Annotated in this window: 14 protein-coding genes; 2 read left to right on the top strand and 12 right to left on the bottom strand. The window is 56.1% G+C overall.

The window, feature by feature from the left end:
• Positions 1-32 precede the first annotated feature (32 nt).
• The 3 genes from M504_RS06570 to M504_RS06560 form a co-directional block, all read right to left on the bottom strand.
• Positions 33-947 (bottom strand): alpha/beta hydrolase, encoded by a 915-nt coding sequence (locus tag M504_RS06570; protein ID WP_047489298.1) that lies wholly within the window; start codon positions 945-947, stop codon positions 33-35.
• A gap of 96 nt (positions 948-1043) precedes the next feature.
• On the bottom strand, positions 1044-2555 hold the full coding sequence (locus M504_RS06565) for an ATP-binding protein (RefSeq protein ID WP_047489295.1): 1512 nt from the start codon (positions 2553-2555) through the stop codon (positions 1044-1046).
• 142 nt (positions 2556-2697) lie between these two features.
• Complete coding sequence (locus M504_RS06560; RefSeq protein ID WP_232296185.1) at positions 2698-3414, bottom strand: TetR/AcrR family transcriptional regulator; 717 nt, start codon at positions 3412-3414, stop codon at positions 2698-2700.
• On the opposite strand from M504_RS06560, the gene M504_RS06555 reads away from it, so the two are divergent.
• Complete coding sequence (locus M504_RS06555; RefSeq protein WP_047489289.1) at positions 3384-5003, top strand: DHA2 family efflux MFS transporter permease subunit; 1620 nt, start codon at positions 3384-3386, stop codon at positions 5001-5003. The genes M504_RS06560 and M504_RS06555 overlap by 31 nt on opposite strands.
• Here M504_RS06555 and M504_RS06550 read toward each other — a convergent pair.
• The 5 genes from M504_RS06550 to M504_RS06530 form a co-directional block, all read right to left on the bottom strand.
• Positions 5000-6022, bottom strand: coding sequence for an NAD(P)-dependent alcohol dehydrogenase (locus M504_RS06550; RefSeq protein WP_052200477.1), 1023 nt, complete (start codon positions 6020-6022; stop codon positions 5000-5002). The two genes, M504_RS06555 and M504_RS06550, sit on opposite strands and share 4 nt — an antisense overlap.
• Positions 6023-6101: 79 nt before the next feature.
• The gene (locus tag M504_RS06545) at positions 6102-6740 is read right to left on the bottom strand and encodes an NAD(P)-dependent oxidoreductase (protein WP_047489285.1); all 639 of its coding nucleotides are present in this window, start codon (positions 6738-6740) and stop codon (positions 6102-6104) included.
• A 151-nt stretch (positions 6741-6891) separates the two neighbouring features.
• Positions 6892-7914, bottom strand: coding sequence for a ketol-acid reductoisomerase (ilvC, locus tag M504_RS06540; RefSeq protein ID WP_047489283.1), 1023 nt, complete (start codon positions 7912-7914; stop codon positions 6892-6894).
• An 88-nt stretch (positions 7915-8002) separates the two neighbouring features.
• Entirely contained in the window at positions 8003-8626 is a 624-nt protein-coding gene (ilvN, locus tag M504_RS06535; RefSeq protein ID WP_047489280.1) for an acetolactate synthase small subunit, read from the bottom strand.
• A gap of 6 nt (positions 8627-8632) precedes the next feature.
• A complete protein-coding gene (locus M504_RS06530) occupies positions 8633-9208 on the bottom strand; it encodes a GNAT family N-acetyltransferase (protein ID WP_047489276.1) in 576 nt (191 codons plus the stop codon).
• Positions 9209-9243: 35 nt separating this feature from the next.
• Here M504_RS06530 and M504_RS06525 point away from each other — a divergent pair, with 35 nt between their 5' ends.
• Entirely contained in the window at positions 9244-9696 is a 453-nt protein-coding gene (locus M504_RS06525) for a transposase (RefSeq protein WP_232296184.1), read from the top strand.
• A gap of 9 nt (positions 9697-9705) precedes the next feature.
• Here the strand turns inward: M504_RS06525 and ilvB are convergent, their stop codons facing one another.
• The 4 genes from ilvB to leuC form a co-directional block, all read right to left on the bottom strand.
• A complete protein-coding gene (gene ilvB, locus M504_RS06520; protein WP_047493799.1) occupies positions 9706-11484 on the bottom strand; it encodes a biosynthetic-type acetolactate synthase large subunit in 1779 nt (592 codons plus the stop codon).
• An 82-nt stretch (positions 11485-11566) separates the two neighbouring features.
• A complete protein-coding gene (gene ilvD, locus M504_RS06515; RefSeq protein WP_047489273.1) occupies positions 11567-13294 on the bottom strand; it encodes a dihydroxy-acid dehydratase in 1728 nt (575 codons plus the stop codon).
• Between the two features lie 178 nt (positions 13295-13472).
• Positions 13473-14102 (bottom strand): 3-isopropylmalate dehydratase small subunit, encoded by a 630-nt coding sequence (leuD, locus tag M504_RS06505; RefSeq protein WP_047489266.1) that lies wholly within the window; start codon positions 14100-14102, stop codon positions 13473-13475.
• The gene (leuC, locus tag M504_RS06500) at positions 14102-15607 is read right to left on the bottom strand and encodes a 3-isopropylmalate dehydratase large subunit (RefSeq protein ID WP_047489263.1); all 1506 of its coding nucleotides are present in this window, start codon (positions 15605-15607) and stop codon (positions 14102-14104) included. Before leuC ends, leuD begins: the two co-directional genes overlap by 1 nt.
• Positions 15608-15623: the final 16 nt, after the last annotated feature.

Here is a 15623-nt window from a genome sequence, read left to right as displayed (position 1 = left end):
AAGCAACAGAAAAACTTTAGTGATCGATTATTTTATGGACGCGGAACAGGGCCGGGTTTGCCGAGAACGTGAATGGTGTGCAACCACGCTTCCGCCAGTGTTGGCCATCGTGAGATGGGAAGTTCCGTAGGACGCAGGCCGAAGCCATGTCCACCCTGTGTAAACAGGTGTAATTCCGCCGGAACTTTCACGTCTTTCAGCGCTTGAAAATATACCAATGCGTTCTCGACGTGTGCAGTGTAGTCATCCTCGGCCATTACCAGAAATGTTGGAGGTGTGTCAGTCACGGGCTTTACTGTGGGGTTCACCTTGCCATCGGCGCCGTTCAACCAACCGGGGTAGAGCAGCATCTGCCAATTTGGTTTGGCGTCTGCGGTCGATGATGGAACGTTCTTGCCTTGGAAATCCGAATGCGTACTGAGCGCCGCTGCAAGATGCGCTCCGGCAGAGAAACCAATCGCACCAATGCGTTGCGGATCAATGCCCCATTCGACAGCATGGGAACGCGCAATACGCATGGCTTGCTGCGCATCTTCCAGATCTTCCGCGTTGTCCGGATAATGGCCTGTCTCCGGAACGCGATACTTTACGAGAAGGCCCGTCATTCCAATGGAATTGAGCCAATCACAGACCTCAGTTCCTTCCAAATTCCATGCCAGCCGTAGATAGGCTCCGCCGGGAAGCACCAGTGCTGCGGCTCCTGTGTTTTTCCCTTTCGGCGGCAGGTAAACGGAGAGCGTCGGCTTACTCACGTTCGTGATACGCACTGTCACCTTGCCAGAGACAATGCGATTCGCGTCCGTTGTCGGATCGGTTTCGGGGCCAGTGATTGTCGACGATTCGGGATTGCCATTGGGCCAGATCGGCAGCGTCTGTTGTTGGCTGAATGACGCGCAAGGCACCAGCGCAAACAGTGAGAAAGCACAAACCCAACGTGCAAGACGCATGACGAATCCTCCGATGATTTCGCAGCGGCGTGGAGCCAACTGCGAGATCACCGGAAGGGTATAGCAGATATAAGAAAGTGAGAAGGACGTCTGCGTTTAGTACGCGCCCGTCTGCTCGATGGGCAGACGCACTTGAATGCAGGTGTCGCCGGGTTTGCTATGCAACACGCTGAGTTGTCCCTTGTGCTTAGTTACGACGCGGTTTGCCGTATCCAGTCCCAGTCCAAGAGCCTGTCCGATGCCCTTGGTCGTGAAGAAGGGTTCGAAGATGCGTGAACCAATCTCCTGGGGAATGCCAGGGCCGTTGTCGCAGACTTCCACCAGGACTGTGCTGCCGCTGAGCGATGTACGCAGAGTGAGCTTGGGCGTGTAGGAAGCCTCACACTGTCCCATGGCGTCCAGCGCGTTTTCAATCAGTGCAGTCCACACCTGATTCAATTCGCCACCGTAGGCCAGGATCTGTGGAACCTCATCGCCATAACTACGATCCACTTCCACGGAACCCAAACGCGAATTAAGCATCGCCAACGTATTGTCCAATGCTTCACGCAGATCAATCTCCTGGATGGGAGCCTGATCCATGTAGGAATAACCACGGATGGCGGTGATCAATTCGAAGATACGACGCGTGGAATCAATCACTGCATCGGTCATGCGTTCGGCATTCATGCCAGAAGCGAAGGACGCAAGTGCAACGGTAAGAGCTTCACCCTGAAGAACCGCTGCGAGCGAGTCGAGATGTGAGGTCTCAATGACCGTCTCGGCAATCACAGGAGCAATGCGCCATGCGTCTTCAACGCCGTGCGCTTCCATCCAACGCAGCATGACGTCTTCGCGCGCTGCTACATCGACAGCGTCAGAACGATGTGGCCGTCCATCGGGTTGCAACAAATGCTGCATGGAGGCGATCCAATCGTTGTATGCGACCTTGATATCACCACCGATACAAAGTGCACCCAACCGAAACTTCTGATATCCGTAGTTGCGCAATTCCGTCCACAGATTGTTCGCTGCGGACCGAGCTGCGGAAGCTGGATTGTTCAGTTCATGCGACAAATTGGCGGCCAACTTGCCAAGCGCATTCAGCTTCTCTGCCTGCTGCTCCATACGTGTGACTTCGCGTGTGCGGTCCAGCAGTGTGGAGACAACGATCTGCGTGAAGCCCGGAACAGCATGAAGTATCTCGGGGAATGAGCTCTCTTCAAAATCCAGTGTCCAGACTTCGCCTGCGGCATAACCATCGCCGCCGTAGCTCTTCATACGGCTGAACGGAAGTTTGCCGGTGACAGCACCGCTGCGGCCAATGAAGAAGGCAACAGGTCCGCTGGCACGGCGCACATGCACTTCGCCTTGAAGAAGGATGGTCATGTGGTGAACCGGAGCGCCGCCGTGGAAGATGAGCGTGCCATCATGGGCTTTGCGTTCGGTGCCATGTTCGGCCAGCCACACAAGATCGTCGTGGCTGAGAGTATCCAAAGCCTTCACGCGACGCAGTGCCGCTACACGATCCGGAATGCTTGTGGGCTCTTCCGGTGCAAGCTGCGCGAAAATCAGGTCGTCCCCAGATAGGGCACCGTTTGCCGGATTGGCGACTGCGGCGGTTGCCATGGTTCGCCTCCTGAGTCTTCAGGATATCGGATAAGCTGCCTCGCACCAGCAGATTGCGGCGAACGGCTACTTTTTTCGATTCAATGGTGAAACGCCTGCACCGAGAGGAAGGTTCCTTCTCCGATGGCCGTGGCGCATCTCGTCATGTCTTGTGAGCGGCCAGAAGCAGTTCCATGGATTGGCGTACGTGCTTCAACGCCCGTTTGTTGCCGTCCAGCCTGACCAACATGAGTGCCCCTTCCAGCGTGGCGATGATAGTGTCCGCAAGTTCCGCAGGATCAGTCGACTTGCTGATCTCGCCGTCACGAATCCCTTGACGGACAATGGCTGCGACGCGGCGTCTCCAGTCGACGAATGCTTCTCGCACCAGATCGCGCAGGGCGGCATTACCATCGTCTGCGTCGATCGCAGTGTTCATCAATGGACACCCGCCTTTCATGGGCGATGGTTCGCTGACGAAACGATCCATTATGTACCGCAGCTTTCCCACCGATCCCGGGATGCTCTCAAGATCATCAGTACGCAGCTTTCGGATCTCTTTTACAGAAAATCTGAAGGCCTCTGCGGCAAGTTCTTCTTTCGATTCGAAGTACCGGTAGATGCCTCCTTTTTCCAGCCCCGTCGCCTCCATGATGTCCGCGACGGAGCAACCGGCGTAACCGCGCTGATTGAACAAGGGCGCGGCCAGTTCCACAATGCGCTGGCGCGTTTCTTCACCTTTTGTCATTTCGATCCTCCTTGTCGCCAAAAAAGACGAATCGGTCGCTTTCTCTATTTCATCAGATGCAGTAAAGAGACCGTTCGGTCTTTTATGGGAGATGCTCCGAGATGAATTCTGAAGCTGTGGCCGTTCTTTCACAGCCTAATGTAAAGCGGCCTGCAGTAAACCCATGGGTGGTGGCATTGACGGTCACCCTGGCGACTTTTATGGAGCTTCTGGATACCTCGATTGCGAATGTGTCGTTGCCGCACATTGCTGGCGGTCTGGGGCGCAGTTTCGATGAAGTGACATGGGTGTTGACGACCTATCTGGTGGCGAATGCCGTGGTGCTCCCTATGTCGGCATGGCTTAGCCGTGTCTTTGGCCGCAAGAACTATTACATGGCGTGCGTTGCTCTGTTTACCGTGACTTCGTTACTGTGTGGTATCGCTCCCACTCTGCCGTTCATGCTGATGGCGCGGATTTTGCAGGGCGTGGGTGGTGGCGGATTGGCTCCTGTGGAACAAGCCATTCTGGTAGATACCTTTCCACCAGCAAAACGAGCATCGGCCTTCGCGCTTTACACCGTCGCTATCGTCACTGCTCCTGCTATTGGCCCCGTCTTGGGCGGATGGATCACAGACAACTATGACTGGCGCTGGGTCTTTCTCATCAACATCCCCATCGGAATCCTGTCGCTCTTTCTCACCAACCGCTTTGTACATGATCCGGAGAGCTTCGCCGCAGAACGCGCAACGGTGTATAAGCCGAATGGCCGCCTCAAGGTGGATGGCGTGGGAATCGCTCTCATCGGACTTGGATCGGCTGCACTGGAAGTGTTGTTGGATAGAGGCCAGATCGAAGACTGGTTCGGCTCAACCTTCATTGTGTGGATGGCCATCGCTGCAATCGTCTGTCTTGGGTCTGCAGTGATATGGGAGTTGCGACAGACGGACCCGGTGATCGATTTCCGTCTATTAAAGGTGCGCAACTTCGCTATCGCGTGCGCATTCTATTTCCTCTTTGGTGTTGGCCTCTTCGCATCTACCACCCTCATACCGCAGATACTGCAATCGCTCTATGGATATCGCGCCATTGATGCTGGGCTCGTACTTGGACCGGGCGCGTTTGTGATTACAGTTCTCGCTCCGGTGGGTGCGCAGCTTGTGCAGCGGCACATTATTCATCCACGCGTACTCCTCTTCGGTGCAGTTACTGTTGTTGGCATATCGTTCCTTCACTACAGCAGCTTTACCCTGCAGACGGATTATGCGCACTATGCTTGGGCGCGTGCTTTGCAGGGACTCGGATATGCCTTCTTCTTTGTGCCGCTGACTATGCTGGCTTATTCGGAGTTACGGCCTGATCAAAACAATCGAGCTTCCAGCCTGACCAATTTCTTCCGCAACTGGGGCGGGTCCTTCGGAATCGCGTTTGCCACGGCACTTGCAGAACGGCGTGAGAATCTGCACCAAAGCAATGTTGGTTCCTGGTTGAATGGATCTTCCGCTGCATTGCAGAACACCGTGCAACAAACGACGGCCTACTTACAGACGCACGGATTCTCACATGCGGATGCGGTGTCCGCAGCGTATGCGCGTATCTATGGGCAGCTACAGGCGCAGAGCGAGTTGCTTGCCTTCATGGATTGCTTCTTCCTTATCGGGGTCATGACGCTGGCAGCAGTACCGCTTCTGTTTCTTGTGCGTAACTTCCGCGTTGGTGGCGGCGGAGGTGGCGCGCACTAAGACGGAAAAGTGATAACAGTCTTGCCAAAGTGGTGGGCTTTCTCAAGTGCGTGAAATGCCTCTTTTGAGCGTTCAAACTCAAACGAGCGATCAATGATGGGATGGATATCGTTGTCTGCGAACGCCTGGAGCGATTCCGCCAACATTGCTCGCGATCCAACATAAATGCCCTGAACACGCAGTGTCTTCATCAGGATCTGCCCGATGTTCAGCGGCTCTTCGAGGCCTGTGAGTACGCCGATCACACTCACTTGCGCACCGATGGCTGCGGAGCGTAGCGATAGCGGCAGCGTACCTGCGCCTCCCACTTCAAGTACGTGTGTAGCGCCGACTTTACCAGTGATGTCACGCACCTGTTTGTCCCAATCAGGATGACGACGGTAGTTGATGCCATGGTCTGCACCCAGTGACAAGGCACGTCCCAGCTTCTCGTCAGAACTACTGGTGATAAGGATGCGTGCACCGCGCAACTTTGCGATTTGAAGACCGAAGATGCTGACGCCGCCTGTGCCTAGCAACAGCACCGTATCCTGCGGGCCAATGTTCGCCGTACTCACCAGCGCGTGCCATGCGGTGGTTGCGGCGCATGGGAAGGTGGCAGCTTCTGCATAGCTGAACTTTTCGGGAATGGCGACGAGCGCACGTTCTGGAAAAATCTGGTGCGTCGTTAGTGTGCCGTCGATTGCGCCACCCAATGCAGAGGCTGGCGCCGCAGCAGTCGGGGGACCGTCAAGCCAGTCGAGAAAGAAGGGCGCCAGAACGCGATCGCCCTTGCGAAACGTGGTGACAGCAGAGCCAATCGCAACAACTTCCCCTGCGCCGTCGGAGCAGGGAATCCGCGGCTTTTGCACATGCGGATCGTACCGACCCTGCACCAGCATCAGGTCGCGATAGTTCAGCGATGCTGCGTGAATCTTCACCAGAACGTCATGCGGCGCAGGCTCGGGCAGCGTCACATCATCAAAGGTCAATGCGTCGATGGAGAAGTCTCCACTCAGGCGAAGTGCTGTGGCAGTCATGTTCACTTGGATGCATGCAGACAGAAAGACGCCTCACCGAAAAACGATGAGGCGTCTTTGGGGTCGTTGCGAATGCGGTTTAGTAGCCGATGGTGAAGCGCTGGTTCAGATGCTTCGGTGCTTCCAACTCATTCACCAGTGCGATGGCATAGTCTTCAAACGAAATGCGGCTGGTGCCCTGTGCATCTGCCACAAGATTGTCCGTATCCAGACGGAACTTGCCGGTGCGCTCACCCGGCTCGAAGAAGCCTGCGGGGGCAAAGTACGTCCAGGTGATGCCGGTGCCATTCTTCAGGCTGTTGTAAAGATTGATGTGCGTGTCCACGATGGGAAGCCATGCCTCCGGCAGATAGCCGCTGTCACGCAGCGTTACGCCGGGAGCCACGAACAATCCGCCAGCACCGCCAACCACAATCAAGCGAGGTCCGTTGTTCTGCTTGATCGCTTCCACCAGATTTGCAGAGATGGGCAGCAGGGCATCTGTGTTATCCAACGGCGGGCCAAGTGCGGAAACAACCGCGTCCGCATTCGCATCCTTCAGGATCTGTGCGGTTTTGGCAACGTTCGTCAGGTCATCCTGCACCACGCTGACGTTCGCCAGTTTGTCCACGTTCTGCGGATTACGCGCCACGGCAACGACCGTATGACCGCGATCCACCAACTCTTTCAAAATCACCTTGCCGGATTTTCCAGTAGCACCGTAAAGAACAACCTTCATGACGAAACTCCTTTTCGCAGCAGCACATTCTCTGCGCTTACAGACAATCAGATGTACTTCGATATCGAAGGATTCATCCCAACCACCAAAAAGATAGGCCGCGGAGAAAATCTCCCGCGGCCCACCATTCTATTCCTCGTACCTAAGACGTTTAAGCCTTTACGACTGTGCCGTTTTCCACCTTCACCGGATCCAGGAAGGGCATGCTCTTGCGGAGCTCTGCACCGACTTTCTCGATGGGGTGATTGCGATCCTGTGCACGGAACGCCTCGAACTCCTTACGGCCGCTGTTCTGGTCTGCAATGAAGCGCTCTGCGAATGCACCGGACTGGATGTCATCCAGAACGGACTTCATGGCCTTCTTCACTTCCGGCGTCACAATGCGCGGTCCGGTCACGTAGTCGCCCCACTCTGCAGTGTCAGAGATGGAATAACGCATGTACTCCAGGCCGCCGCGGTACATCAGGTCGACGATGAGCTTCAGCTCGTGCAGTACTTCGAAGTAAGCCAGTTCCGGCTGATAGCCAGCTTCCACCAGCGTCTCAAAGCCAGCCTTCACTAGTGCAGCGGTACCACCGCACAGAACAGCCTGCTCGCCAAACAGATCGGTTTCGGTCTCTTCTGTGAACGTGGTCTGCAGAACGCCTGCACGAGTGCAGCCAATGCCCTTGGCGTACGAGAGGGCAAGCGCAAGAGCGTTGCCGCTGGCATCCTGCTCCACTGCTACGAGGCCCGGAACACCACCACCTTCGGTGAACACTTCGCGCACGCGATGGCCCGGCGACTTCGGCGCGACGAGCGACACGTCAACGTCTGTAGGAGGCGTGATGGTGCGGAAACGGATGTTGAATCCGTGGGCAAACATCAGCGTCTTGCCTGCGGTCAGGCCCGGCTCAATTTCCTTGTATACGGCGGCTGCGGTCTGATCCGGAACCAGAACCATGATCACGTCAGCCCACTTTGCAGCGTCGGCTACGGCGAGCACTTCCAGCCCAGCAGCCTTTGCCTTCTCCGCACCCTTGGAGCTTGCGCGAAGACCAATCTTTACATCCACGCCGCTGTCCTTCAGGTTAAGCGCGTGTGCGTGGCCCTGCGAGCCATAACCAATGATGGCGACCTTCTTCGCCTGGATAAGGGAAAGGTCTGCGTCCTGATCGTAGTAAGTCTTTGCCATGATGTTTGTCTGTCCTTTGCCGTGTATCTAAAAGTGTAGTCGTCGTTACCGACGTGTGCATGATCCTGTTATCGGAATTTCCGATGGCTTAAACATCGTGTTCCGCAAATTGATTTGGCAGTGCATCCATAGGATCCAACTCGCCTGGTTCGTTGATCTGAAAAACAGTCTGATGCGCCTTGCTGCCAAGCGCTTTCATTACCTTGCCACTGTGATGTCCACGACGCATCGCCATACGTCCGGTACGGCTGACTTCGAGAATCTCGTACGCGCTCTCACGCAACACCTGGATCAGGCCTTCAATCTTGCTGGCGCTGCCGGTCATCTCGAGCATGACGCTCTCAGGAGCAAGATCGACAATGCGTGCACGGAAGACCTGTGCCAGTTCGAAGATCTGCGTGCGTGAGTGTACCCCGTGCGGTGCGTTGGGGCCAGCGGCAACTTTGACCAGGCAAAGCTCACGGATGACAGCTTCGCTGCGGCCCACTTCGTCCACGTCGCGCGTAATCTCCAGCTTGTACAGCGATGCCTTCACACGGAACGCAGCGTTCTCCGGTGCGTCGCAGACGATGGTCATGCGCGAAACATCTTCACGCTCTGTCTCGCCCACAGTGAGCGAAACAATATTGATGTTCAGGCGGCGAAACAGGGAAGCCACGCGCGTGAGGACGCCGGGCCGGTTATCAACGTGTGCGATGAAGGTGTGAAGCATAGTGCGTTAAACCTCTTCTCGGGTTGTGCTGCGCGGATTGACGAGACGGTAAAGAACGTGCCGCTGAAGTGTGTGACCGGTTGGCACGTTGGGATGATCGAAGTCCAGTGATGCGTCATGATGCATGCCAAGCTTGTCCATGACGTGGCGAGATGGAGTGTTGTTTACAGCGGTAATCGCGACGACTTCAGCGAGACCATGTTCCTGAAATGCCGAGTTTAGGATGGCGCGTGCACCCTCAGTGGCGTAGCCCCGACCATGCTGGGCGCGGTTTAGCCGCCATCCGATTTCAACCGCAGGCTGAGGCAGATTTGGGACGGCGAAGCGCATCACCTGCATGCCGATGATGCCTGCGAATTCGCCGGTGAAACGTGCCCGCGCTGCAAGGAAGCCAAATCCGTTCTGCTGAAAGTGAGTGGTGTAGCGTGTGAACGCTGCGTCGCTCTCTTCGCGTGTCATCGGTGAAACGAAGTAGGTCATCACGTCTGCATCGGCGTTCATGGCGGCGAAATCATCGCGGTCGGCTTCGTTCAACGGACGGAGCAGCAGCCGGTCAGTTTCAAGCTGGAAGGTAGTGGTCACGCCGCTACCCTTTCCGCGGCTATACTCGTGCCACCATGCAGATCATTGATCATGTGTTGCTGCACGTGATCTTCAGCACGCAACGGCAGCAGCCGGTGCTGAAGGACGATGCGCTTCGCGCCGCTGTGTATGCGGCCATTCGCGACCGGCTCAGTCATTCCGAGAACATCTGCCTCGCGGTTGGAGGAACAGCTGATCATGTTCACGTTGCACTGTTCCTTTCGCGCAAGATGACTGCGCACAAGCTTGTCGATCATCTGAAGAAGGTCACGGTTCCCGTTGTTCGTCAGAGCGGGGAACCGAACGCCTTCTTCAAATGGCAGCAGAGTTACATGGTCTTCTCGGTTGGCCTTGCGGACCGTGATGCGCTCATCCACTACGTGCAAACGCAGGAAGAAGTCCATCGCGCGCGAACCTTCCAGCAGGAATTGCTGGCCATGTTCGCAAAGTACGATGTCGGCTTCGACGAGCGTTTTGTGTGGAAGTGAATGCAACGCTTAGTCCTCGCTCGTCTCAATCAACGGATTCGGACGACGCACCATTTCATGCAGAGCCGATCCCGGCGCAATCATCGGGTACACACCGTCTTCCTTCTCAACCGAGAAGTTGATCAGGTATGACGAAGTCCCCGTGCGTGCCTTCGTAACGGTCGGCACAACATCCTTACGTTCTGTGACATGCGCTCCCGGAATACCGTGGGCATCGGCAAGCTTCACAAAGTCCGGCGACAGAATCGGAGAGCAGGAATAGTTTTTGTCATAGAACGCTTCCTGCCACTGCCGCACCATGCCCAGAAAGCCGTTGTTGATGACAGCGATGTTGATGTGCAGACCTTCCTGCTGAATGGTGGAAAGTTCAGCAGCAGTCATCTGGAAACCACCGTCGCCAGCGATCATCCACACATCCTTCTCGGGGCATGCAATCTTCGCCCCGATAGCTGCAGGCAATGCAAAACCCATAGTGCCAAGACCACCGCTGGTCACCAGTGAGCGCGAGTCTTCATGCCTGAAGTACTGCGCCTCCCACATCTGGTGCTGGCCTACATCGGTTGCAATGATGGTGTTGCTCAGGCGTCCTGCAGCCTTTGCTTCCTGCCAGATGTCGTTAATGACATGCGCGGCATACAGGTGGCCGTTGTCAGGCAGGTTGATGATGTCGCGCACACTGGCGTCGCCCTTCATCGCGCGAATCTCTTCACGCCACTGCTTAGTGGCATCCTGCGTTGCGGGTGCGCCAGTTGCGTCGATCAGCGGAGCCATCGTCTGCAGCACCTGCTTCAGATCGCCGATGAGCGCAACATCGACTCGCACATTCTTGTTGATCTCGCTCGGATCAATCTCAATGTGAATCTTCTTCGCGTTGGGCGCGTAGTGAGCCAGGTTGCCGGTCACTCGATCGTCAAAGCGCATGCCGAACGCAAGCAGCAGATCCGCGTTCTGAATCGCATTGTTCACCCACGATTCGCCGTGCATGCCCATCATGCCCAGTGCCAGCGGATGCGAAGCAGGGAAGGCACCAAGCCCAAGCAGAGTTGTGGCAACAGGAATCTTGTGGCGCTCTGCAAAGGCAAGTACTTCAGCCTCTGCTTCAGAGTGGATGATGCCGTGACCAGCGAGAATTACCGGACGGGAAGAAGCGCGCATCAGCTCAATCGCAGCCTGCATCTCTTCCGACTCGGCCTTCAACATGGGGTGCGGACGATAGGCACGCGGCTTCGACATTCCAAAGTCGAATGAGCACGCGGCCTGCTGTGCATCCTTCGTGATGTCTACCAACACGGGGCCGGGGCGTCCACTACGTGCAATCTGAAAAGCCTCGCGTACAACGGATGCGATGTCCTCCGCCTTTGTGACTACGAAGTTATGTTTCGTAATGGGCAGCGTGATGCCGGTGATGTCTACTTCCTGAAATGCATCGGTGCCCAGCACCTTCGACGCAACCTGGCCTGTGATGGCGACCATGGGAATGCTATCGAGCATGGCCGTCGCAAGACCCGTAACAAGGTTCGTCGCGCCGGGGCCACTGGTGGCCATGCACACGCCTACTTTGCCACTGGCGCGCGCGTATCCGTCGGCCATGTGAGCCGCGCCCTGTTCGTGGCGTGTGAGCACATGGTGAATCGATGGAAACTTGCGCAGCGCGTCGTAGATGGGAAGGATGGCTCCGCCGGGATAGCCAAAGACTGTGGTGACGCCCTCACCCGCAAGTGTGGCCCACAGAATTTCTGATCCGGTGAGAGTGGGTGCGTGATGGGCAGTGTTCGCTGTGTCGCTCATGCGTGCGGCTCCTGCTGGTTCCTGTGGCGTGCCTGCATTCAGCAGACACGCCACAGGTTTCGTATGTAGTTCGTTAAGAAAACTAGCTGGTCACTGCGCCAAGGCTGGCCGAGCTGACTGTGTTGGCATACTTCGCAAACACGCCACGCTTATAGCGAGGTTCCGGCCTCTTGAAGTTCGCCTTCCGCTTGGCAAGCTCTTCTTCGCTGATGTTCACGCGGAGTTCGCGTGCCTTGATGTCGAAAGTGATGGTGTCGCCTTCGTGTACAAAGGCGATCGGTCCACCGTCAAACGCTTCCGGTGCCACGTGACCAGCCATCAGGCCACGCGTTGCGCCGGAAAAACGTCCGTCGGTAAGCAGAGCAACCGTCTCGCTCAACTCAGGAATGCCCTTGATCGCAGCGGTAACAGCGAGCATTTCGCGCATACCGGGACCACCTTTCGGTCCTTCGTAGCGAATCACGCAGACATCGTTCGGCTTGATCTCACCAGCTTCCACAGCCTTGAAGCAAAGGTCTTCCGAATCAAACACACGTGCAGGGCCAGTGTGGAGAACGCGTTCATGTCCCGCTACCTTCACCACACAACCATCGGGTGCAAGATTGCCCTTCAGGATCACAAGTCCGCCAGTAGGCTTCAGCGGGTTCGACCAAGGAAGGATCACATCCTGTCCCGGAGTTTCCTGTGCAGCTTTTGCTTCTTCGCGAACTGTCTTGCCGCTCACGGTTGGGGTGTTGCCGTGGAGCAATCCCTTTTCAACCAGACGCGCTGCCAACACACGCGATCCACCAGCGTCCTGATAATCGCGTGCGACACGCTTGCCACCCGGCTGCAGATCGCAGATGAACGGAGTCTTCTCGCTGATGATGTCGAAGTCGTCCATGGTGAGTGGCATCTTCAGTTCATGCGCAACGGCGATCAGGTGAAGCACAGCATTGGTGCTGCCACCGCTGGCGCACACTGCAGCAATGGCATCCTCCATGGACTGACGCGTGAGGATGTCTGAAGGCTTAATGTTCTTGCGCACCAGATCCATCACCAGCTTGCCAGCTTCGCGGCTCGCGGCGTGCTTGTCCTTACTCATCGCCGGGACGCCGGTGATTTCCATGGGGCTGATGCCCAGAAATTCACCCGCCATAGCCATAGTGTTCGCCGTGAACTGGCCACCACATGCGCCGGGTCCGGGGCATGCGGTGCCTTCGGCTTCTTCCAATTGCGCATCGTCAATCTTGCCCGCTGCGTGCGCGCCAATAGCTTCAAACACCTGCTGAATCGTGATGTCGATGGTCTTGTCGCTACCGGGCTGCGGCGTCTTGCCATCCGCACCCACATGCATGTGGCCCGGGGCAATCGAACCGCCGTACAGCATCATGCCGGGTATATCCAGGCGCGCCAGCGCCATGATTGCGCCGGGCATGTTCTTGTCGCATCCTGCGATACATACCAGTCCATCAAAACTATTGCCACGCGAGACCAGTTCAATGGAGTCAGCAATCATGTCGCGCGAGATGAGCGATGCCTTCATGCCTTCCGTGCCCATCGTGATGCCGTCGGAGATGGTGATGGTGTTGAATTCCATCGGTGTGCCGCCTGCAGCGCGGATACCTTCCTTCACTGCCTCAGCAATGTCGCGGAGGTGATAGTTACAAGGACCAATCTCTGTCCAAGTGTTTGCAATGCCAATGATGGGCTTGTGCAGGTCATCCTTGGTAAAACCAACGCTGCGCAGCATGGCGCGTGCAGCTGCACGATTGGGGCCTTCAGTAAGGACGATGGAATTACGTTTACCGGGATCGAGTTCGTTGCTCACTTGCAATCCTCTAATTTTTCTCGAGCTTGTAGCTCGTTCTTGGCGTCTCGCCATCCAGCTCGCCAACTGTAATCTGTCCAGTAGCTAAACAATCCCAAACGATCACCCCGCATTTTTGCATCCCAACCCTCTTGGTAGGTTGTCTGGTTGAGAAGCTTTAGGGATGAGCCGAATGTGTTCATGCCGTTTTCGGCGCGGACCAGAATTCGTTATCGTGCTTCGCTTCAAAATCGTTCAACGCATCTACATGGCGCAGTGTCAGGCCGATGTCATCCAGTCCATTCAGCAGGCAATACTTGCGGAAGGGATCAATGTCAAAATGCGCTGAGAAGCCATGTTCGTCGGTGACCGTCTGCGCTTCCAGATTTACTGTGACCTGGTTGTTCGTATCTTCCGTGCAATGCGTCATCAGCGCGGTCACATCTTCTTCGCTCAGACGAACAAGGATGATGCCGTTCTTGCCTGCATTGGAGTAGAAGATGTCTGCAAACGTTGGTGCAATCACCACGCGAAAGCCATACTGGAAAATGGCCCACGCCGCATGCTCACGCGACGAACCGCAGCCGAAATTCTTTTCTGCAATCAGAATTTCTGCGCCTTGATATTCCGGCTTGTTCAGCACGAAGTCCTTGTTCGGCGAAACATCATCCGGAACGTCCAGGTTGTAGCGCCAGTCGTAGAACAGAAAGTCGCCATAACCTGTACGCTCAATGCGCTTGAGGAACTGCTTCGGAATGATCTGGTCCGTGTCGATGTTCGGCAGCGGCAGCGGCATTGCTTTCGATGTAAGAACGTTAATCGGTTCCATTAGCGCGCCTCCTTCTTCCACTTACGAATGTCGGTGAAGTGCCCGGTGATTGCGGCAACTGCGGCCATCTCTGGCGAAACAAGATGCGTACGTCCACCACGTCCCTGACGACCTTCAAAGTTGCGGTTCGATGTAGAAGCGCAACGCTCGCCGGGCTGCAGAATGTCAGGGTTCATGCCCAGGCACATGGAGCAGCCGGGTTCACGCCACTCAAAGCCTGCTTCCTTGAAGATGGCATCCAGACCTTCTTCTTCAGCCTGCTTCTTCACATGCTGCGAGCCGGGAACCACCATCGCACGAACCTTCGTGGCAATGTGGTGTCCTTTGATCACTTCAGCGGCGGCGCGAAGATCTTCAATGCGGCCGTTCGTGCAGGAGCCAAGAAAGACGGTGTCAATCTTGATCTCTTCCATCGGCGTGCCTGGTTTCAGATCCATGTACTCATAGGCCTTGGCAAAGCTCTTACGATCAGCCTCGGTTGGCGCATCGTCCAGCGTCGGCACCTTGCCATCAATGGTGGCGTGCATACCCGGCGATGTTCCCCACGTTACTGCGGGAGCCAGTGTTGCAGCATCGATGAACAGTTCACGATCAAAGACAGCGCCTTCATCCGTAGGCAATGTCTTCCAGTGCGCAACGGCTTCTTCCCACTGATTGTCGTAGGCGTCTGTTGCAGATCCAAGCTGTTGCCCATCGGGCACAGAGCGCGGAGGACGTGCATCAAGATTCGTAGGGCGCGTTCCCGGAGAGAAGCGGCGACCCTTCAGATATGCAAAGGTTTTTTCATCCGGAGCAATCATGCCGGCGCGCGCACCAGCTTCAATGCTCATGTTGCACACTGTCATACGGCCTTCCATGCTCAGCGCGCGGATGGCAGAACCGGCGTACTCAATCGCATATCCTGTCGCACCATCGGTGCCAATGCGGCCAATGATGTCCAGGATGATGTCCTTTGCCGTAATGCCGAAAGGAAGCTCGCCATCCACCGTAATGCGGAAGGTCTTTGGCTTGGATTGGGGCAGCGTCTGCGTGGCCATCACGTGTTCCACTTCGCTGGTGCCAATACCAAAGGCGAGCGCACCGAAAGCGCCATGCGTCGATGTGTGCGAGTCGCCGCAGACAATCGTCATGCCCGGCTTGGTTGCGCCAAGTTCCGGTCCAATCATGTGCACAATGCCCTGCGACGAATCCTGCACATCGAAGAACTCAATGCCAAACTCAGCGCAGTTCTTACGCAGCGCATTCACCTGCGCAGCGCTGACCTGGTCGGCAATCACAAGGCGATCTGCTGCACTGGTGGTAGGAACGTTATGGTCCACCGTTGCAATATGACGATCTGGACGGCGCAGCTTGCGGCCTGTCATGCGCAGACCGTCGAAAGCCTGCGGCGAGGTCACTTCGTGCACAAGCTGCAGATCGATGTACAGAATGGCAGGTTCGCCTGCCGGTTCTGCAACCAGATGCTGCTGCCAGACTTTTTCAAACAGTGTCTTTGGTGCGGACATTGTGGCTTACCTCTGG

Source organism: Terriglobus sp. TAA 43, from assembly GCF_000800015.1.
GTDB lineage: Bacteria > Acidobacteriota > Terriglobia > Terriglobales > Acidobacteriaceae > Terriglobus.
This window is presented reverse-complemented; position numbering and strand designations above follow the sequence as displayed.